The following is a 17,384-nucleotide window of genomic DNA, read 5'->3' on the forward strand; positions in this document are numbered from 1 at the left end:
GGTAGCGGTTGCGCTATGCCGAAAGCAGAAGCGCCACCGGATCCGTCCGGAAGATCTCCGAAAGCGGTAACGAACTGCCCAGCGTGAAAGTCCTGTCATCGAGGGCCGAGCGCACCGTGCGGCCTTCGAATACGCGTGGAATCGTAAGCGATAAGTCTCGGGTCGCCGCTTCTGACAGGCACAGTGTGTCCATGTCCATTTTCCCAAAAACAAGGCGCGGGACCACGGTGATGGCAAAATCGTCCGTGTCTCCCCGCAGGAATGCCAAGGCTTGATGTCGGCCATTAGAGAGCGCGAGGGCTTGGTAGGGGCCGTTAAAGACCTCTGCGGACTGGCGCCGGCAGGCAAGCACCTTTGCCGTCAGCCATTGCTTGTAGTTGGAAAAATGCGCTCGCGACGGAGCGGGCTTAGCGGGTATCCGCAGGGATTCTGTCGCGAGGGTTGCCCTGTTGTCTGGATCGACCAGCGAGAAATCGCTGCGCTCGCTTCCCTGGTATATGTCGGGAACGCCCGGCGCCGTCAGCTTCACCAGGGTCTGGGCGAGGGCGTTGGACAGGCCGGCATCGATGAATGGCGAAAGCGTCCGGGTGAAATCGTCGATAAATGCCTTATCCGATAGCAAATCCTCCACAAAACCGGTGACGCTGGCCTCGTACTCGCGATCCGGCTCGCTCCAGTTCGTCTGTCTCTTCGCTTCACGAAGCGCCTTCTCGACATAGGCCTGCATGCGTTCCGGCAGCGCGTCCATTGCAGCACGGTCACCGCATCCACCGATCGGCCACGCGCCGGCAAGAGCCTGGTAGATCAGCCATTGCGTATCGGCAGCCGGTGCTTCTCGTCTTGCCCGGCCTGACAGAGCGTGCCAGCGCTGCGTCGCCGAAATCCACGCTTCGGGTGCCTCGTTCAAAGTGTAGAGGCGGGCGCGCGCATCTTCGCCGCGTTTTGTATCGTGCGTGGAGGTCGCCGAGAGGCCGAAAGGCCAGTTTTGTGCGCGATCCTGCATCGCGGTGTGGAATGCAGCCGGTCCGCCAGGAGGATGCCCCGGATCGCCGCCAACCTCGTTGAGGGCGATGAAGGCATTTTCGCGGTAGAATAGGGTGTCCTCAAGTGCCTTGGCCATGATGGGGCCGGTCAACTGCTGGAAACGCGTGCGGAACTCGGTGCATTCAGGTATCTTCTCGCAAGTCTTGTCGTCGGTCAGCAGCTCCCAGATGAGGTCGATCGCCTCGCGCACCTCCGGTCGCACCCGCGCCTGCGCTTCGCAACGCGCCGTTGCCAGGATTTCATGATCGCGCCGGTCGATACTTTGCCCGGATGCGAGATAGGTGCGATAAACCGGGAGGGCGATGATAACGGCGCAGATGGCCTCGGTCAGCGCGCTGCGAGAGAAATCGGCGCTCAGGCAGTCGGCCACGCGCTTGGCAAACCCGCCAAGGCGGCGCACTTCCCCACGGAAATTGTCCGCCAGCATCTGCCGCTTGCAGGCGTACATCTCATCCGAATAGGCATGACGATCGTCGTCGCCCTTTAACGCGTTGAAGGCTGCCGTCAGTCTGCCCTCTTCCTTTTCATCGGCAAAGGCGTCGGCGAGTGCTGCGATGAATTCGTATCCCGTCGTGCCGGCGATCGGCCAGTCGGACGGCAGCTGCTCCTGTCTTTCCAGGATTTTCTCGACAAGGATGATGGTCTCCGGCCCGACTGCCGCGCGCAGGCGCTCAAGATAGCCCTGCGGATCCGCAAGGCCGTCAATATGGTCGATCCGCAGCCCGTCGATGGTGCCGTCTTGCACGAGTTCGAGGATCAGGCGGTGGCTGTCCGTGAAGACGCGCTCATCCTCGACGCGCAGGCCAGCGAGGCCTGCGATCTCGAAGAAGCGCCTGTAGCTGAGGTTCTCGCTCGCCGTCTTCCAGTTCACCAGTCGCCATGGCTGCGCATCGTGAATTGCGGCGATGCGGGAGGGGGCGGATGAGATGTCTGCCAACTGCGTCTCAAGATAGACGCGGGCCGTCTCCGGTGCGAGGGCGGCAGAAAGGATCGCGCGACCTTGCGGGTCTGTTGAAGCCGTGGAGTTCGTGAAGAATACGTCGGTTGCTTCGAGCACATCGCGGTAGGTTCCGGGATGAAGCGGGTAATAACTGTCGTGGTAGCGAATTGCCAAGGCATCGAAGCCAGGCTCCAGCGCGAGCGATATCGTTCCATTCGCCAGTTCCTCGGCAAAGTCGTTGCCAAGGAAGGGGAGGGTGAGCTTCTCAGACCAGTCGATGTCGAAATGATGCGCAAAAGGGCTTTCTGATCCCCAGACGACGACGCTTCGCCACCATGGATTTTCCAGGCTTGCGGCCATGTGGTTCGGCACGATGTCGAGGATGAGACCCATGCCGTATGCACGAAGTTCGGCTGCCAGCTGCCGCAGGCCCTCGATACCGCCGAGCGCCGGATCGATTTCGTCAACCCGCGTGGCATCGTAGCCATGTGTCGAGCCGCTGACGGCCGTCATCAAGGGTGACGCGTAAAGATGGCTGATGCCGAGTGCATGGAGATAGGGCACGAGCCTAGCGGCTTTGCCGAAGGTCATGCCGTTGCGAAACTGGAGGCGATAGGTCGATAGAAGGCGGGTCATTCTGTCCTTGATCGCCGATGTGAACGCCAGATTGGCGGCGTTAAACGCGTGCAGGACCGCTTTGTTCCGTTCGCCTTTTAAAGGTTGTGTCGAGCAAAATCCGACCGCGAAACGACACCGGTCAACCGGTTCTGACGGTCGAGGACGGCGATCCGGCGCAGGTGTAGCGCCAGCATGTTGGCCAGCACCGTGCTCGCCGACTCGTCATCGAAACAATAGGTGATATCCGTGGTCATGATGTCCGAGACGAGTGTGGTTTCCGCATTCAAACCGGGGGCGACAGCGCGCAGGATCACGTCGCGGTCCGTCAACGTGCCCACGAGGCCGCTCGCATCGACGACGGGCAGAAATGCGACGTCACGCTCCGCCATGATGGCCGCGGCCGACTGCAAGGTTTCCTCCGGCCGTACAAGGTGGATGTGACGACTCATGATCTCGTGGATGTGCATTGCGGCCTCGCGATCGAACTCCCGACATAAACAAACAGATAAACGGCTGATTTTGTTCCACGACCCTTCATGTCTGACGGATCGAGATGGCAATGGAGGGACCGGCACCGTTTACCGCCGGAATCTCGAAAATCGTCTCGCCGGACAACGGTGGCCAGGTCCCGGTGCCGTGTGTGAGGTTTGCGCGAATGGAAAGGGTCTGTTCGGCAAAGCGCCAGTCAATGGCAAGAATTCCCGGCTCTGCAGCCAGAATCCGCGGCTCAGGCGCCTCGCCCACCATGAGCAGTGGTCTGATCTTGTCCTGTCGAAGCCGAACGAGGGAGCGCACGAACTCGGAATGTCGCCGCCCTTCTGGCGACGCGGCATGTTCCCAGTCGAGCTTGGAGGCGAGGAATGTCGTCTCGTCGTTCGGGTCCGGCAGGTCGTCTGCTGTCTTGCCTTCCGGCAGGCCGCCGAATTTCTTGGCCTCGTCGATGCGACCCGCCCGTGTGGCTTCGGCAAGCTCGCCATCGAAATCCGCAAAGAACAGGAAGGGGCGGCTCTCGCCGAATTCCTCGCCCATGAAGAGCATCGGAACAGGTGGCGCGAGAAACAGAAGGGCACTCATGACCCGGTGCAGTACGGGATCGGTCAGCGTGGGCAGGCGCTCGCCGAAGGCTCGGTTGCCGACCTGGTCGTGGTTTTGCAGGAAATTGACATTGACCTGCTGCGGCAGCGGCTTTTGCGGCAGCGGGCCGGTCCCGTCGCCTTCCCGATCCTCCGCGACGAAACCCCGGGCCGTCGCACGACGCAGCACGTCATCCGTGTCCTCACTATACCTGGCATAGTGGCCGCTTTCTTCCCGTGTAGCGATGATGTGCAGCGTGTGGTGGAACACGTCATTCCAGCCCGCCGTATAGTAACCGGCATCGCCGCTGTCGCGGTTCAGCAGGCTCTTGCGTTTCGTCTGGTCCTCTACGACGAGATGGACCTGTCGATCGGTGACGGTCTGCCGGATGGTGGTCGCCATTTCGAGAAGGACATGGTCTTCACTGTCGTCGATAATCTCTTCGGTGGCGTCAAAACGCAGGCCGTCGAAGCGATAGTCGATCAGCCAGTGCAACGCGTTATCGATGAAGTAACGTCGCACCGCCTCTCTTTCGAAAGCGAGCGCCGCGCCCCAGGGCGTGTGTCGTTCAGGGTGGAAGAAGGGAGGAGCGATGCGGTGCAACATGTTTCCGATCGGACCGAAGTGATTATAGACCACGTCCAGCAGAACCATGATGCCGTGGCCGTGCGCCGCATCCACCAGGGCCTTCAAGTCGTCGGGCGTGCCATATGCAGGGTGCGGTGCGTAATGCAGCACACCGTCATAGCCCCAGCCGCGTGTGCCTGCGAAGTGCGCGACCGGCATGATCTCGATGGCCGTGATGCCGATATCGTGCAGATGCGGCAGGCGTTCGATCGCTGAACGAAAGGTGCCCTGCGGCGTGAACGTGCCGATATGAAGTTCATAGATGACGGCATCCTCCCAGGGCCGTCCTCTCCAGCCTGAATTACGCCAGACGTAGCTTTTGTGGTCCACGACAACGGAAGGGCCTTCGATCTCTGCCAGCTGTGCATGGGATGCCGGGTCGGCTATTTCGGTGTTGTCTGGGAGACGGTAGAGGTAGGCTGATCCCGGTCGAACGAGGTCGGTTGCTACCTCGTGCCACCCATCCGCTTGCGCATGCATGGCTATTTCCTGCTCGCCCGCAATCAGTGTGACCGTATCCTCAGCAGGGGCCCATAGTCTAAACCGTACGCTGCCATCCTCCGTTATGCTCGGCCCCCATGTTCGTCGCGTCGGTGATGGTGTCATCGCTGCCTTCCTCTTCGGTTCAGAGCACGGATGCAACCGGGGCCGGCGTCAAATGTTCCGGAACAATCCGGCTCTTTTCGCGTTGCACCATCGCTCTTCCGACTGCCTCCAGCACCGCACACGAGCACATTTTAAATTTCCTCGGGACTTCGCGCTGGGCGGCAACTGACTCCCCCGCGATGCCGCCGGCCGAATGAAGGGGACACACGACATGAGTTATTCGTTTTCCGAGCTCGATTTCATGAAACCCGAGCTTGGTGCCGCTTTTACGGGCGAGGGCACGCATTTTGCAGTCTTTTCCGCCCATGCTGAACAGATCGAACTCTGCCTTTTCAGCGATGACGGAAAAGAGGAGACCGCGCGTCTGGCGCTGCCGAAGCGCGAGGGTGATATATGGTCCGGTTACATCGCAGGGCTTCAGCCCGGCACGCTATACGGATATCGGGCCCATGGGCCGTACGATCCGAAGGCCGGGCACCGCTTCAACCCCAACAAGCTGCTGCTCGATCCCTATGCCCAGCAGGTGACGGGTGAACTTCAGTGGGACGATGCGCTCTACGGCTACAAGGTCGGTGATCCGCAAGAGGACTTGTCCTTCGATGATCGCGACAGCGCGCCCTTCATGGTGAAGGGGGTGGTGCAGAACCTTGAGTTCGACTGGGCAGGGGACGCTGCCATTCGTCGGCCCTGGACCGACACCATCATTTACGAAACCCATGTGCGCGGCCTGACGATGACCCATCCCGGCGTACCGGACGAGCTGCGCGGCACATTCCTCGGCATGGCAAGCGATCCTGTCATCGAGCATCTTGTCGATCTCGGCATCTCCGCCATCGAACTGCTGCCGATCCAGTACTTCCCTGATGACCGTTTCCTCCTGGAAAAAGGCCTGCGCAACTATTGGGGCTATCAGACGCTCGGATTCTTTGCCCCGCAGCCGCGCTTCCTTTCGTCGGGCGCCGTCACCGAATTCAAGACAATGGTGAAACGCTTCCACGCCGCCGGCATCGAGGTGATCATGGATGTGGTCTACAATCACACAGCCGAGGGTTCCGAGCGGGGGCCGACCTTGAGTTTCCGCGGCCTCGACAATCTCAGCTACTATCGCCTTTCGCCTGATGATCCGCGTCACTCCTACGATACGACGGGGACAGGCAATACGGTCAACGTCTCGCATCCGATGGTGTTGCGCATGGTGCTGGACAGCCTGCGCTACTGGGTTGGCGTGATGCATGTCGACGGATTCCGCTTCGACCTCGCCAGCACGCTCGGCCGCACGCGGCATATCGAATTCGACCGTGAAGGCACGTTCTTCGATGCGATCCGGCAGGACCCGATCCTGTCGGGCGTGAAACTGATCGCTGAACCGTGGGACGTCGGCGACGGCGGCTATCAGGTCGGCGGCTTTCCCCATCCGTTCCGCGAATGGAACGACAAGTGTCGCGACGACATCCGTCGTTTCTGGAAGGGGGACGGCGGGCTCGTGCCCGGTGTCGCTGCACGCCTCACCGGATCAGCCCAGCAGTTCCACCATTCCGACCGTGGCGCAACGTCGTCGGTCAATCTCCTCAGCGCCCATGACGGTTTCACCCTCATGGACACGGTTTCCTACGACCAGAAGCACAATGATGCGAATGGCGAGGACAACCGCGACGGTCATTCCGACAACCACTCGCACAATATGGGCGCGGAAGGCCCGACGGACGATCAGGATATCCGAGCCGCCCGCGACCGTCGCCGGCGCAACATGGTTGCGACGCTGATGCTCAGCCAGGGCGTGCCGATGCTGCTTGGCGGCGATGAACTCGGCAACAGCCAGGGCGGCAACAACAATGCCTATTGCCAGGACAACGAGATCGGCTGGACCGACTGGAGCGGCTTGGACGATCCATTCCTGGCATTCTGCAAGGGTGCAATCGCCTTACGCAAGGCCCATCCCGCCCTTCGGCAGGAGCGGTTCCTGACCGGCGAACCCGCAGAAGACGGCACAGTGGAGATCGGCTGGTACCGGCCGGACGGGGCAAAGATGGACGATGCCACTTGGCAGGATGCCGAACTTCGGACGCTCGGGCTCTTTCTTTGCAAGTCCGTGGATGGCGATCGCGCTGATCAGCTCTTCCTGGTGTTCAACGCCGGCGGGGACTGCGAGGTCAAACTGCCGGATGTGAACGGCATCCAGCAATGGAAGCGGGTGCTGGACACTGGCGCGACAGAGGAAGGCTTTGCAGAACATCCCGCTGAAAGCCCCGCTATGGTCTATGGCGCCAGTGTTGCAGCCTTCGAACCCGCCTAAGCGTTCGAAGGAAAGAAAGACCTTATTTCACATTTAGACCGGACATAAAAACACCGACTGCAGCCTGCCGCAGTCGGTGTTTTTTATCGCTAACGGATGAATTAGACAGCGTTGCCGCGGTCAGCGGCGGGCCTGGATTTTCTTGTCGGAGCAGCGGTCGTGTTGCGTGTGCCGTTGATGGCCTTTCGGGTCGCGTCGTCCACTTCGCCCGATCCGCTCCTCTTGAGATGATGGGGGAGGGCGATCCGCTCTAGCTCGTCACGTTCCCGTGTTGCCTGTTCCCAATGTTGCTGGTCGTGACCATGCTCTCGACCGTGCTGTTCCCAAAGGCTGTAGGCGCGTTTGTTGATCCATTCCTGGCGTTCTTCGTTCACGAACTTGTTCCTTCGGATGGCAATGATTTGGATGATGTATGCTCGTCAGTCTGCTGCGGATTATGCCTCCGCCTTGCTGCGTCTTTATGTCGTCCAGGAATTGACGCGGAAGCCGGCTTCCTTTGCCGCGTCTATCAGGGCTTGCCGCGCGCGTGTCGGATCCTCATCGCTCTGCAACCCCTGTTCACACGCACTCATGGCCGCCGACACGGCATCTGTGCGGTCGATGGGCCAGTGGTTCTTGAGGCACAGCAGCGCGTCGCGTGTGCTCTGAACGCGCAACATCTGCCTGTCGCCTTCGAGCACGACGGCTTCATCCCACAGTCGGTCGATGGGGAAGATCGTCATTGCCATTTCTCCTTCTCGGGTTCGTCCGAGGAAAGATCGACAAGGCTCACGATGCCGACCACGCGGTGGTCTGCGTTCACCACCACGAGGCGGCGCACGCCCCGTTCGCGCATGCGATCGGCAACGGCGTCCGTATCGTCCTGTTCGTTGCAAACCTCGGGCGAGACGGTCATGAACTCTGCAATTGTGGTTGAGGTGGACAGTCCGCGGGCGAGAACCGAAAGGACGATATCGCGATCCGTGATGATGCCGACGATGGCGCCAACACCCGGGACTTCGACGGGCAGAGCGCCCACGTCGGTTTCAAGCATCAGCCGAGCAGCCGATTGCGCCGTGTCGCTGGGCGAAACGGTGACGATCTGCGCCGACATGACGTCCTTCACCTTCATCTGCACGCCCTCTCAGTGACGGCCGCTGATGAGGCTCTTGCCGGTCACCATGGCGGGCACGATGACTTCGTCCCTTTCCGGCCGAGCGAGCGGTATGTCGGAGCGATGCGGCATCATGACTTGTGGTTCGAGCGCGTTGCGCCTTGCATACGCCTTGCGCGGGTCCGTCTCACGATCAACCTCGGGTCTACGGGCGAGCGGCTTTTTCTTCTGGCGCACGGTGCACTCCTGCCAAATGGTTGGTGACGGATCTTAACGCGATGCGTTCGGCTTGGTTCCGCGATAATTCCGGGAACCCACCAGCCCGCGAGGCATTGTGCCTCATGTTACGTTTTTACGGAAAGGAATAGCCGATGCTTTTTGCCGACAAGGTCGCCCTGGTTACCGGCGGTGGATCCGGCATCGGCAGGGCATCTGCCCGTGCCTTCGCGCGCCATGGCGCCAGCGTGGGCGTGCTTGGGCGCACGCCCGAAGAGCTCGAGAGCGTCGCGGCCGAGATTCGTTCGCTTGGCGGATCTGTGCTGCCGCTCGTTGCCGACGTGAGAGATGAGGCCTCTATGCGCGGTGCGGTCGAGGCCCTCGTCGATGCTTTCGGCGGCGTTGATATCGTCGTCGCCAATGCTGGCGTGAACGGCGTGTGGGCGCCGATTGACGATCTGAAACCCGCCGAGTGGGACGAAACCATTGCCATCAATCTGCGCGGCACCTTCCTGACGCTGCATCTGACGGTGCCGCATTTGAGGAAGGCAGCTGAGGGCGCCATCATCGTCGTCTCCTCGATCAACGGCACCCGCACCTTCACGACGCCCGGCGCACTTGCCTATTCTGCGACCAAGGCGGCACAACTGGCCATGGTACAGCAGCTGGCGCTGGAGCTCGGCAAGGACGGTATCCGCGTTAATGCCGTCTGCCCCGGGGCCATCGAAACGAGCATCGATGACAACACGGATCAGCGTGCGGCAGGAACGTCGGGCATTCCGGTGGTCTGGCCCGAAGGCGATATTCCCGTTTCGCGCGGCAAACCGGGGACGGCGGATGACGTCGCGGACTCCATCCTGTTTCTTGCCTCTTCCAAGGCGCGCCACATTACCGGCACGCTTTTGTGGATCGATGGCGGGCAGGGCCTGCTGCGGTAGCCTTTTACGGGATCACGGGCGTAGAAAATGTCGCTCGAGGATATCCAGGACCTCGTGAGCGAGTTCGCCCACGATGCCGGTGCGTTCCCAGGCATAGAGCGAGGCGACGACCGGCGGCTCCGGTCCGATATCGGCGATCTGTTCCACGCGCCATCCCTTCGTCGCATCAATCGGCAGAAGCGAGAGGCCAAGCCCGGCTTCAACCGCCATCAGCACGTTGCGCAGGCTTGCGGAGGTGAAGGCGACGTACCAGCGCCGGTGCTCGCGCTCCAACCGTTCGAACATCGCATCACGATAGAGCCCGCCCGGCGGGAAGGTGACAAGCGCCACCGGATCGGATCGCTCGGACGGCGCGTCGCTTGCGGTGAACCAGGCGATGGGTTCGACGAAGCTTGCCCAGCTGTCTGGACTGGGCGTGTCCTCCTTCAAAACAACGATATCCAGTTCACCCGAGCGGTAGCGCCGCGTCAAATCCGAGCGCAAGCCCGTCGTGACATCGAGGCGGGCCTCCTTGTGACGCCTTGTAAAGGCGGCGAAAGCGCGCGCCATTTCGGGCGTCGCGATATCATCAGGCATGCCGATGCGCACGGAGGTCGTGCCAGATGTCTCCGCCACCAGCGTCAGCGCTTCCGTTTGCAGCGTCAGGATGCGCCGGGCATGGCCCAGCAGGCGCTCGCCGGTGACGGTGAGGCGCACCGGCCGCGCACCGCGATCAACCAGCGGGCGGCCGACGGCTTCCTCGAGACGCGCGATCTGCTGACTCATGGTCGACTGGGTCATGTGCAGCCGGTCGGCTGCGGCCGTGAAGCTGCCGGAATCGGCGATGGCCACGAAGGCCCGGAGAAGGCGCGGATCAAGCATAGCATCTCCATCGCAATCGAGAATGATATCTATCTGAACATCTAATTTGCGCATGATTCAAGCGAATGATAGCGCTGTCCGATATGCCGGGGACATTCCCCTGATGTATCCTTCCGTACGAGAAACCAGACATGACGCAGCCACGCCCCGGACTTGATATACCCATGCTGGTTCTGGTGGTTCTTATCGGTCTCAATCTGCGGCCATTTCTTGCTGCGCCGGCCCCGCTGCTTGCCGATATCGTTGCCGATACCGGTCTCGGCTACGGTGGCATTGCCATGCTGACCCTGCTGCCGATGCTGCTGATGGGGCTTGGCGCTTTCGCCGCGCCGGGCCTTCAGGCGCGGATTGGAACACGCCGTGGCCTGCTGATTGCGCTCCTCGTTCTTCTTGCCGGCTCTGCATTGCGTCTCGGTGCCCAGGATGGCATCTCGCTTATCCTGACGGCGGCGCTGTGCGGTATCGGCGTCGCCTTCATACAGGCGGCCTTTCCGGGCATCATCAAGGCGTCCTTCCCGGCGAGCGTGCCGGTCGTCACGGGTCTCTACTCGGCGATGATCATGGCGGGCGGCGCCTTCGGGGCGCGACTGATGCCGGTCTTCATGCAGGCAGGCTACAGCTGGCGGATAGCGCTCGCCTGGCTTGCGGTGCCGGTCGCGATCGCTCTTGCCGCAGCCTGGCGCATCCTGCCGGACGTGCGCTCGCGCAAGCCGGACGCCGCGCTCACGCAGCATTTGTTGAGACGGCCTCGCACCTGGCTGCTGATGGCGGCTTTCGGCCTCATCAATGCTGGCTATACCTCGATGATCGCCTGGCTCTCGCCCTATTATCAGGCGCAGGGCTGGACGAGTGGCGACAGCAGCAGCCTCGTCGCTGTCATGGCTGTGTGTCAGGCCGTTGCCGCGCTGGGGCTCCCGGCGCTGGCGCGAAGCAATGTCGATCGCCGCGGGTGGCTCTTTCTCACCATCGCTTTGCAGGCCGCGGGGTTTGCCGGTCTTTCCGCCATTCCCGCCGCCGCACCGGCTGTCTGGGCTGGCTTGTGCGGTGCGGGCCTTGGTGGCGGTTTCGCGCTGGCCATCGTTGCGGCACTCGATCATCTGCCGCGGCCCGAACAGGCCGGCGCTCTGGCGGCGCTGATGCAGGGCGGCGGCTTTCTCATCGCAGCGCTCGGGCCTTACGCAATGGCGGTTCTGCACGACTGGACGGGCGGATTTGCCGCCGGCTGGGCGCTGCATCTTGGCTGCGTGCTGGTGACCGCCCTGCTTTACCTGCGCCTCGATCCGCGATCCTACCCGCAGGCCATGCCGTCAACGTCATGAAAGCCCGCGCCGGGAGGCGCGGGTGGGATCGGATGCCTCGACGTTAGCGGCGCAGGCCGCCGGGACGGAGCGCCATGTGGCGGTTGACGTCCTTGTAGAGGAGATAACGGAACGGGCCGGGGCCGCCTGCATAGCAGGCCTGCGGGCAGAAGGCGCGCAGCCACATGAAATCGCCGGCCTCGACCTCCACCCAGTCCTGATTGAGGCGATAGACAGCCTTGCCCTCCAGCACATAGAGGCCATGCTCCATGACATGCGTTTCGGCAAAGGGGATGACGGCACCCGGCTGAAGCGTGACGATCGTCACATGCATGTCGTGGCGCAGGTCGGCGGGGTCGACGAAGCGGGTCGTCGCCCAGCCGCCGTTCGTGCCGGGCATCGCGTTGGGTGTAACGTCCTTGTCGTTGAGGATCAGCGGTTCGGGATGGGGCAGGCCTTCGACGGCCTCATAGGCCTTGCGGATCCAGTGGAAGCGGGCATGTGCGCCCGAGCGGTTGTGCAGCGACCATTTGAGGCCCGGCGGCAGAAAGGCGTAGCCACCCGGCTGGAGAACATGCTTGCCGGAGGGCAGCGTCAGTTCCACCGCGCCGTCGACGACGAAGAGCACGCCTTCGGCGTCCGGATCCTGCTCCGGCCGGTCGCTGCCGCCGCCCGGTGCCACTTCCATGATGTATTGCGAGAAGGTCTCGGCGAAGCCGGAAAGCGGGCGGGCAATGACCCAGAGACGCGTGTCGTTCCAGAAGGGCAGGTAGCTCGTGACGATGTCCTGCATCACGCCCTTCGGGATCACCGCATAGGCTTCGGTGAACACGGCGCGCCCGGTCAGCAGGTCGCTTTGCGGCGGATGGCCGCCGAGAGAGGAATAGTAGTTGCGTTGCATCGTCGTTTCAGGCCCCTGGCTTCAAGTGTGTTCAGTCTTGCCGCGAATATCGCTTTGGCGGTCTCACGCAGCCGTCAAGTCGCGCCGGCTTTTTCCAGCAGCGCCACGATGGCGCCATAGCCGCGGCTGCGGGCATGGGCGAGCGGCGTCACGCCGTCATTGTCGGCAAGATCAACATTCGCCCCGGCCTTGATCAGCAGGTCGACGATATCGACATGGCGCTGGCCGCCGTCGCTGAGGATGATCGCCTCCAGAAGCGCCGTCCAGCCGAGGCGGTTGATGTGGTCGACATCGACGCCGGCCTTGATAAGTGTGTCGACCGTCTCGACATGGCCGCGTTCGGCGGCCGGGATGAGAGCGGTGCCGCCATAGCGATTGATGCTCTTGAGGTCGGCGCCATAGGCGAGCGTCAACTTCAGAATGTCTAGATGGCCGCGCGCGCCTGCATACAGATAGGGGCTGTCGCTGATCTCGTCCTTGGCGTTCACATCGGCACCGGCCTCGATGAGGGCTCGTGCGGCATCCACCTTGTTGCCGTGCGTCGCCACGAGCAGTGGGGTTGCGCCGCTCTCATCGCGTGCATCGATCTCCGCTCCCTCTTTCAGAAGCGCTGCGATTGCCGCGGCGTCGTTGGCGGCGGCAGCTTTATGAAGGTCGGAGGTCATGGCGTTTCCGGCGGCGAGAAGGGGATGGCAAAGCGCTGCAAGAAAAAGCCAGGCGAAGAGCAGGACGGATTTCAGCATGCGCTATCCTGTTGACGTGTCTGTCGGAAAGCTAGCAGGCACACGGGGCATTAGAAAATTAAATATATAAATCCCCATCATTCGAATTGTGAAAGTTCTCTCACCCGGACGCTGTGTCCTTATATAGAAAACCCGGCACGGATTGCTCCGCACCGGGTCCAGCCCCCGCCGCAAAGGATTTTTTCAGAGACCCGCCGCAGCGATCTCCGCATCAAGCCGCTCGCGTGCCTTCTTCGGAAGCTTACCGTTCTTGATCGCGTCGAGATTGGCTGGCGCGTCGCCGACGACCACGAGGCCCACCATGCCCATGCCGACATGCGGCGTGCACTTGACGCCATAAGCGCCGGCCTTGTCGAAGGTGACCTTGTAGGTCTCGTTCATCTTGCTCTTGAAGGCTTGAGCCCCCTCAGGGATCATGTCCTTGATCGTTTCGACATTGTGCCCCTTGTCGGTCGGGATGAAGGTGACCGTGTCCCCCGGCGCGACCTTCACGAAGGCCGGCTCGAACACCATGGCGCCCGCGGTCCCCTTGTTGAGCATGTGCACTTCGAAATCCGCCGCCGCTGCCGGAAGCGCCAAGGCCAGGATGACCGCTGCCGTGCTGACGATGCTCTTTGCCATGATACGCACTGGAATTCTCCTTGATGACGAACGTCTCTCGTTCATGCCCAAGAGGTACTGCCGCGCGAGATCGTCTTCTTTGACGTTGATCAAACGAGCGGGAGGTCTCGGGCGTGGCGTGCTGTCGCAGGAGATGCCTTTTGTCAGATCACCGTGACGACGATATCGTCCAGTCCATCGATGTGCGCGGCCATGACATCGCCCCTGCTGATGGCGCCCACGCCAGCGGGCGTGCCGGCAAAAATCAGGTCACCAGGCTGGAGGGTGAAAAGACGGGAGAGATAGGCAATCATGTAAGGCGTCTTCCAGATCATCTGGTTGAGGTTGCCGTTCTGGCGCGGCGCACCGTTTACCGTGAGTCGAATGGAGCCGTCGGCCGGATGGCCGATAACGTTGACGGGATGAACGGGGCCGCAGGGCGCCGAATGCTCGAAGGCCTTTGCGACCTCCCACGGCCGGCCGTGCTTCTTGGCCTCCGCCTGCAGATCGCGGCGGGTCATGTCGAGGCCGACGGCATAGCCGTAGACGCAATCCAGCGCGCTCTCCGGCGAGATGTCCGTGCCGCCGCTCTTCAGCGCTATGACGAGTTCGATTTCATGATGAACGTCATTGCTGGCGGAGGGATAGGGAAAGCCCTGTTCCGGGGCGCCCAGCGTATCCGGGTTCTTTTGGAAGAAGAAGGGCGGCTCCTTGTTCGGGTCATGTCCCATCTCGATTGCATGGTCGGCGAAGTTGCGGCCGACACAATAGATTCGGTGCACGGGAAAGCGCGTGGTGCTCCCCTTTATCGGCAGGCTGGGCACCGTCGCCGGGGTGAACGCATAGGTCGGCTGGTCTGCGCTGTCCTGCATGATCGTGGTCTCCTGCATTCCCCTGGATCGTAACGTGCGGGCCAGTGCCGCAACCGTCATGGCTTTAGCATGCCGGTCGGCTGTCCCGCCAGTTAACTCAGAGGGCGATCAGCGCCGGCGTGCCGTGCGTTCGATCCATTCGCGTGTGCGTGCTTCGGGGTCTGCGTTCAGCGTGATGTCGGTAACGACGGCCGCGATATCCGCGCCGTTGTCGAAGACGGCCGCGAGCCGGTCGGGGTTCAGTCCGCCGATAGCGACGAGCGGCATTTCCCCGATGCGCGCCTTCCATGTCTTCAGCCGTTCCACGCCCTGTGGCGCCCATTTCATTTTCTTTAGGATCGTCGGCCAGACGGGGCCCAGTGCGATGTAATCCGGCTTTGCGGCGAGTGCGGTTTCCAGCTCCGCTTCGTCATGGCTCGACAGGCCAAGTTTCAGGCCGGCGGACCGGATCGTTGCAACATCGGCATCGGCCAGGTCTTCCTGCCCGAGATGCAAGAAGCCGCAGCCTTCCTCGATGGCGATCTGCCAGTAGTCGTTGATGACCAGAACGCAGCCGTGTTCGGTGCAGACGGCTTTGGCGCGGCGAATGTGTTGCCGCAGATCGTCCTCAGCCACATCTTTCATGCGCAACTGCACGAGCTTCACGCCGATAGGAACGAGGCGCTCGATCCAGTCGGCGCTGTCGACGATCAAGTAGAATGGATCGAGTTTCATGCGAAGACAGCCTTTCCGATAACGGGGGTGGAGGGAACGGCCATATCGCGCGGTTCGAGCGGGCCGGCTGCGTACGCGAGCCGGCCCGCATTGAGCGCAAGCGCGAAGGCCTCGGCCATGCCGGCCGGATCGCCGGCGTTCGCAACCGCGGTGTTGAGTAGGACGGCATCGTAACCGAGTTCCATCACCGCTGCCGCATGTGATGGGCGACCGATGCCGGCGTCGACGATCAACGGCACGTCTGGGAATTGCGCCCGGAAGCTGCGCAGCGCCATCGGATTGACGGGCCCCATTGCCGAGCCGATTGGCGCGCACCAGGGCATCAGCACGCGGCAGCCGGCTTCCAGCAGCTTTTCGGCAACCACGAGATCATCTGTCGTATAGGGAAAAACCTGGAACCCTTCCGCCGTCAGGATGCGTGCCGCCTCGACGAGGCCGAAGACATCCGGCTGTAGCGTGTCGTGATGGCCGATGACCTCCAGCTTGATCCAGTCGGTGCGGAACACGTCGCGCGCCATCTTCGCTGTCAGCACGGCTTCTCGCACGCTGTGGCATCCCGCCGTATTGGGCAGAACGCGAACGCCAAGCGCGCGGATCATCTCGAAGAACGCGCCTCCCGCCTTGCCTCCCGCCGTCTCGCGGCGCAACGATACGGTGACGATCTCCGTCTTCGAGCGCCGCACGGCTTCGGCAAGAATAGCGGGCGAGGGGTAGCGGGCCGTGCCCAGCAGAAGACGGGACTGGACGGTGACGTCGTAGAGTGTGAGCATGTCAGCCTCCCTGCATGGGGGAGAGGATCTCGATCCGGTCACGCTCGCTGAGCGTGAAAGCTGCACGATCCTCGCGGTGCACAAGCTCTCCGTTCACCGCTGTCGCAAGCCATTCTCCCTCGTATTCGAGGACATCGAGCAGCGCTGCGAGCGTCGTCGCCGATACGTCCTGTTCCTCGCCGTTGATGATGACGGTCATGATGCCAGCCTTTCCGGTTGCGGGGCCTCCGCCAGCAGGCGCCGCGCCACCTCGCCCGCCATGGCGGGCGCCAGCAGAAAGCCGTGGCGATAGAAGCCGTTGACATGGATGGTGTCGCCGAACGCCGTGACGCGCGGCAGGTTGTCAGGGTAGGCGGGGCGGATACCGGCGCCGGTTTCCGCCACGCGCGCCTCGCCGAATGTGGGATGCAGCGCATAGGCGGCGTTCAGCAGTTCCATCATCGAGCGGGCCGTCACCGGGCCGGCATCATCCGTCTCGATCATGGTCGCGCCGACCATGAACCGGTTTTTCTCGCGCGGCACTATGTAGATCGGGTGGCGCGGATGGAGGAGACGGACGGGACGGGAGAGGTTTATCTCTTCGGTCTCGAGATAAAGCATCTCACCGCGCACGCCGCGCAGGTCCGGCAGCTGGCCGATACGGCCTGCGCCGGTGCAATCGACGATACGGTCGAAAGCGCCCTTGTCCTTGCTGTCGCCGAAGAGGAAGCGCATGCGCGCCTCCTCAAGGGCGGCGGTCAGGCCTGAAAGTGCACGACGCGGATCGAGATGCGCCTCCTCGCGGAAGAACAACGCCTTGCGGAACCGGCCGGCGAGATCCGGTTCGAGCGCGCCGATTGCCGTCTCGTCCAGCCATTCCCAGCCGGTGGTGCGCGAGGCGAAGCGGTCCAGTTCGCCCGTGTCGCGCCCGCCGGCTACGACGAGCGTGCCCCGACGCTGGACCTGTCCGGGCAGGGCGGCCTCCCACCAGTCGGCGGCCGTCCGCCCAAGCGAGAGGACCGGTTCCTCGGCGCTCTCGCGCTCGCACCACGGCGCCAGCATGCCGCCGGCAAAACCGGAGGCGCCGGTGCCGATGGCGTCGGCCTTTTCCTGCACGGTTACATCGAAGCCATGGCGGTAGAGTTGCCAGGCGACGGTGAGGCCGGCGACGCCGGCCCCCTTGACGAGGATGCGCAT

Annotated in this window: 19 protein-coding genes; 3 read left to right on the top strand and 16 right to left on the bottom strand. The window is 62.5% G+C overall.

Annotated features, from left to right (window positions below; genetic code table 11):
• Positions 1-13: 13 nt before the first annotated feature.
• The 3 genes from treY to treZ form a co-directional block, all read right to left on the bottom strand.
• The gene (gene treY / locus MKI86_RS14510; RefSeq protein WP_241601633.1) at positions 14-2,620 is read right to left on the bottom strand and encodes a malto-oligosyltrehalose synthase; all 2,607 of its coding nucleotides are present in this window, start codon (positions 2,618-2,620) and stop codon (positions 14-16) included.
• Between the two features lie 77 nt (positions 2,621-2,697).
• The gene (locus tag MKI86_RS14515; RefSeq protein WP_306424463.1) at positions 2,698-3,069 is read right to left on the bottom strand and encodes a CBS domain-containing protein; all 372 of its coding nucleotides are present in this window, start codon (positions 3,067-3,069) and stop codon (positions 2,698-2,700) included.
• Positions 3,070-3,136: 67 nt separating this feature from the next.
• On the bottom strand, positions 3,137-4,909 hold the full coding sequence (treZ, locus tag MKI86_RS14520) for a malto-oligosyltrehalose trehalohydrolase (RefSeq protein ID WP_370879979.1): 1,773 nt from the start codon (positions 4,907-4,909) through the stop codon (positions 3,137-3,139).
• 211 nt (positions 4,910-5,120) lie between these two features.
• Here treZ and glgX point away from each other — a divergent pair, with 211 nt between their 5' ends.
• Positions 5,121-7,202, top strand: coding sequence for a glycogen debranching protein GlgX (gene glgX, locus MKI86_RS14525; protein ID WP_241601635.1), 2,082 nt, complete (start codon positions 5,121-5,123; stop codon positions 7,200-7,202).
• 101 nt (positions 7,203-7,303) lie between these two features.
• Here the strand turns inward: glgX and MKI86_RS14530 are convergent, their stop codons facing one another.
• The 4 genes from MKI86_RS14530 to MKI86_RS14545 all read right to left on the bottom strand — a co-directional run bounded on the left by MKI86_RS14530 (position 7,304) and on the right by MKI86_RS14545 (position 8,532).
• On the bottom strand, positions 7,304-7,576 hold the full coding sequence (locus MKI86_RS14530; protein WP_241601636.1) for a DUF2934 domain-containing protein: 273 nt from the start codon (positions 7,574-7,576) through the stop codon (positions 7,304-7,306).
• An 84-nt stretch (positions 7,577-7,660) separates the two neighbouring features.
• Positions 7,661-7,924, bottom strand: a complete 264-nt coding sequence (locus MKI86_RS14535) for a DUF982 domain-containing protein (RefSeq protein ID WP_241601637.1) — start codon at positions 7,922-7,924, stop codon at positions 7,661-7,663.
• A complete protein-coding gene (locus tag MKI86_RS14540) occupies positions 7,921-8,313 on the bottom strand; it encodes a CBS domain-containing protein (RefSeq protein ID WP_241601638.1) in 393 nt (130 codons plus the stop codon). Before MKI86_RS14540 ends, MKI86_RS14535 begins: the two co-directional genes overlap by 4 nt.
• 12 nt (positions 8,314-8,325) lie before the next feature.
• Positions 8,326-8,532: a hypothetical protein gene (locus MKI86_RS14545; RefSeq protein WP_241601641.1), complete on the bottom strand. Its 207-nt coding sequence runs from the start codon at positions 8,530-8,532 to the stop codon at positions 8,326-8,328.
• A gap of 134 nt (positions 8,533-8,666) precedes the next feature.
• Between MKI86_RS14545 and MKI86_RS14550 the strand changes: the two genes are divergently transcribed.
• Positions 8,667-9,449 carry an SDR family oxidoreductase gene (locus MKI86_RS14550; RefSeq protein WP_241601643.1) on the top strand — a complete coding sequence of 261 codons (783 nt, stop codon included), beginning with the start codon at positions 8,667-8,669 and terminating at the stop codon, positions 9,447-9,449.
• A gap of 12 nt (positions 9,450-9,461) precedes the next feature.
• On the opposite strand, the gene MKI86_RS14555 is transcribed toward MKI86_RS14550, so the two are convergent.
• Positions 9,462-10,310, bottom strand: coding sequence for a LysR family transcriptional regulator (locus MKI86_RS14555; RefSeq protein WP_241601644.1), 849 nt, complete (start codon positions 10,308-10,310; stop codon positions 9,462-9,464).
• Between the two features lie 131 nt (positions 10,311-10,441).
• Here MKI86_RS14555 and MKI86_RS14560 point away from each other — a divergent pair, with 131 nt between their 5' ends.
• Entirely contained in the window at positions 10,442-11,629 is a 1,188-nt protein-coding gene (locus MKI86_RS14560) for a cyanate transporter (RefSeq protein ID WP_241601647.1), read from the top strand.
• Between the two features lie 43 nt (positions 11,630-11,672).
• Here MKI86_RS14560 and MKI86_RS14565 read toward each other — a convergent pair whose 3' ends face one another.
• From MKI86_RS14565 to thiO, 8 genes are all read right to left on the bottom strand, one after another.
• Positions 11,673-12,509 (bottom strand): bifunctional allantoicase/(S)-ureidoglycine aminohydrolase, encoded by an 837-nt coding sequence (locus tag MKI86_RS14565; RefSeq protein WP_241601649.1) that lies wholly within the window; start codon positions 12,507-12,509, stop codon positions 11,673-11,675.
• Between the two features lie 74 nt (positions 12,510-12,583).
• The gene (locus MKI86_RS14570) at positions 12,584-13,252 is read right to left on the bottom strand and encodes an ankyrin repeat domain-containing protein (RefSeq protein WP_241601651.1); all 669 of its coding nucleotides are present in this window, start codon (positions 13,250-13,252) and stop codon (positions 12,584-12,586) included.
• A 183-nt stretch (positions 13,253-13,435) separates the two neighbouring features.
• A complete protein-coding gene (locus tag MKI86_RS14575) occupies positions 13,436-13,882 on the bottom strand; it encodes a pseudoazurin (protein ID WP_241601653.1) in 447 nt (148 codons plus the stop codon).
• Positions 13,883-14,016: 134 nt separating this feature from the next.
• On the bottom strand, positions 14,017-14,724 hold the full coding sequence (locus MKI86_RS14580) for a fumarylacetoacetate hydrolase family protein (protein WP_241601655.1): 708 nt from the start codon (positions 14,722-14,724) through the stop codon (positions 14,017-14,019).
• Positions 14,725-14,832: 108 nt separating this feature from the next.
• Positions 14,833-15,438 carry a thiamine phosphate synthase gene (locus MKI86_RS14585; RefSeq protein WP_241601657.1) on the bottom strand — a complete coding sequence of 202 codons (606 nt, stop codon included), beginning with the start codon at positions 15,436-15,438 and terminating at the stop codon, positions 14,833-14,835.
• Complete coding sequence (locus tag MKI86_RS14590; RefSeq protein WP_241601659.1) at positions 15,435-16,208, bottom strand: thiazole synthase; 774 nt, start codon at positions 16,206-16,208, stop codon at positions 15,435-15,437. Before MKI86_RS14590 ends, MKI86_RS14585 begins: the two co-directional genes overlap by 4 nt.
• Position 16,209: 1 nt before the next feature.
• Complete coding sequence (gene thiS / locus MKI86_RS14595) at positions 16,210-16,407, bottom strand: sulfur carrier protein ThiS (RefSeq protein WP_241601661.1); 198 nt, start codon at positions 16,405-16,407, stop codon at positions 16,210-16,212.
• Complete coding sequence (gene thiO / locus MKI86_RS14600) at positions 16,404-17,384, bottom strand: glycine oxidase ThiO (RefSeq protein WP_241601663.1); 981 nt, start codon at positions 17,382-17,384, stop codon at positions 16,404-16,406. Before thiO ends, thiS begins: the two co-directional genes overlap by 4 nt.

Source organism: Shinella sedimenti (genome assembly GCF_022601905.1).
In the GTDB taxonomy this organism is placed as follows: Bacteria; Pseudomonadota; Alphaproteobacteria; order Rhizobiales; family Rhizobiaceae; genus Shinella; species Shinella sedimenti.

Excerpts from the sequence above, each read along its gene's own strand:
- treY (WP_241601633.1), bottom strand. The coding sequence starts at position 2,620 with ATGACCCGCCTTCTATCGACCTATCGCCTCCAGTTTCGCAACGGCATG.
- MKI86_RS14515 (WP_306424463.1), bottom strand. The coding sequence starts at position 3,069 with ATGCACATCCACGAGATCATGAGTCGTCACATCCACCTTGTACGGCCG.
- treZ (WP_370879979.1), bottom strand. The coding sequence starts at position 4,909 with ATGACACCATCACCGACGCGACGAACATGGGGGCCGAGCATAACGGAG.
- glgX (WP_241601635.1), top strand. The coding sequence starts at position 5,121 with ATGAGTTATTCGTTTTCCGAGCTCGATTTCATGAAACCCGAGCTTGGT.
- MKI86_RS14535 (WP_241601637.1), bottom strand. The coding sequence starts at position 7,924 with ATGACGATCTTCCCCATCGACCGACTGTGGGATGAAGCCGTCGTGCTC.
- MKI86_RS14540 (WP_241601638.1), bottom strand. The coding sequence starts at position 8,313 with ATGAAGGTGAAGGACGTCATGTCGGCGCAGATCGTCACCGTTTCGCCC.
- MKI86_RS14550 (WP_241601643.1), top strand. The coding sequence starts at position 8,667 with ATGCTTTTTGCCGACAAGGTCGCCCTGGTTACCGGCGGTGGATCCGGC.
- MKI86_RS14555 (WP_241601644.1), bottom strand. The coding sequence starts at position 10,310 with ATGCTTGATCCGCGCCTTCTCCGGGCCTTCGTGGCCATCGCCGATTCC.
- MKI86_RS14560 (WP_241601647.1), top strand. The coding sequence starts at position 10,442 with ATGACGCAGCCACGCCCCGGACTTGATATACCCATGCTGGTTCTGGTG.
- MKI86_RS14565 (WP_241601649.1), bottom strand. The coding sequence starts at position 12,509 with ATGCAACGCAACTACTATTCCTCTCTCGGCGGCCATCCGCCGCAAAGC.
- MKI86_RS14570 (WP_241601651.1), bottom strand. The coding sequence starts at position 13,252 with ATGCTGAAATCCGTCCTGCTCTTCGCCTGGCTTTTTCTTGCAGCGCTT.
- MKI86_RS14580 (WP_241601655.1), bottom strand. The coding sequence starts at position 14,724 with ATGCAGGACAGCGCAGACCAGCCGACCTATGCGTTCACCCCGGCGACG.
- MKI86_RS14585 (WP_241601657.1), bottom strand. The coding sequence starts at position 15,438 with ATGAAACTCGATCCATTCTACTTGATCGTCGACAGCGCCGACTGGATC.
- MKI86_RS14590 (WP_241601659.1), bottom strand. The coding sequence starts at position 16,208 with ATGCTCACACTCTACGACGTCACCGTCCAGTCCCGTCTTCTGCTGGGC.
- thiS (WP_241601661.1), bottom strand. The coding sequence starts at position 16,407 with ATGACCGTCATCATCAACGGCGAGGAACAGGACGTATCGGCGACGACG.
- thiO (WP_241601663.1), bottom strand. The coding sequence starts at position 17,384 with ATGCGCATCCTCGTCAAGGGGGCCGGCGTCGCCGGCCTCACCGTCGCC.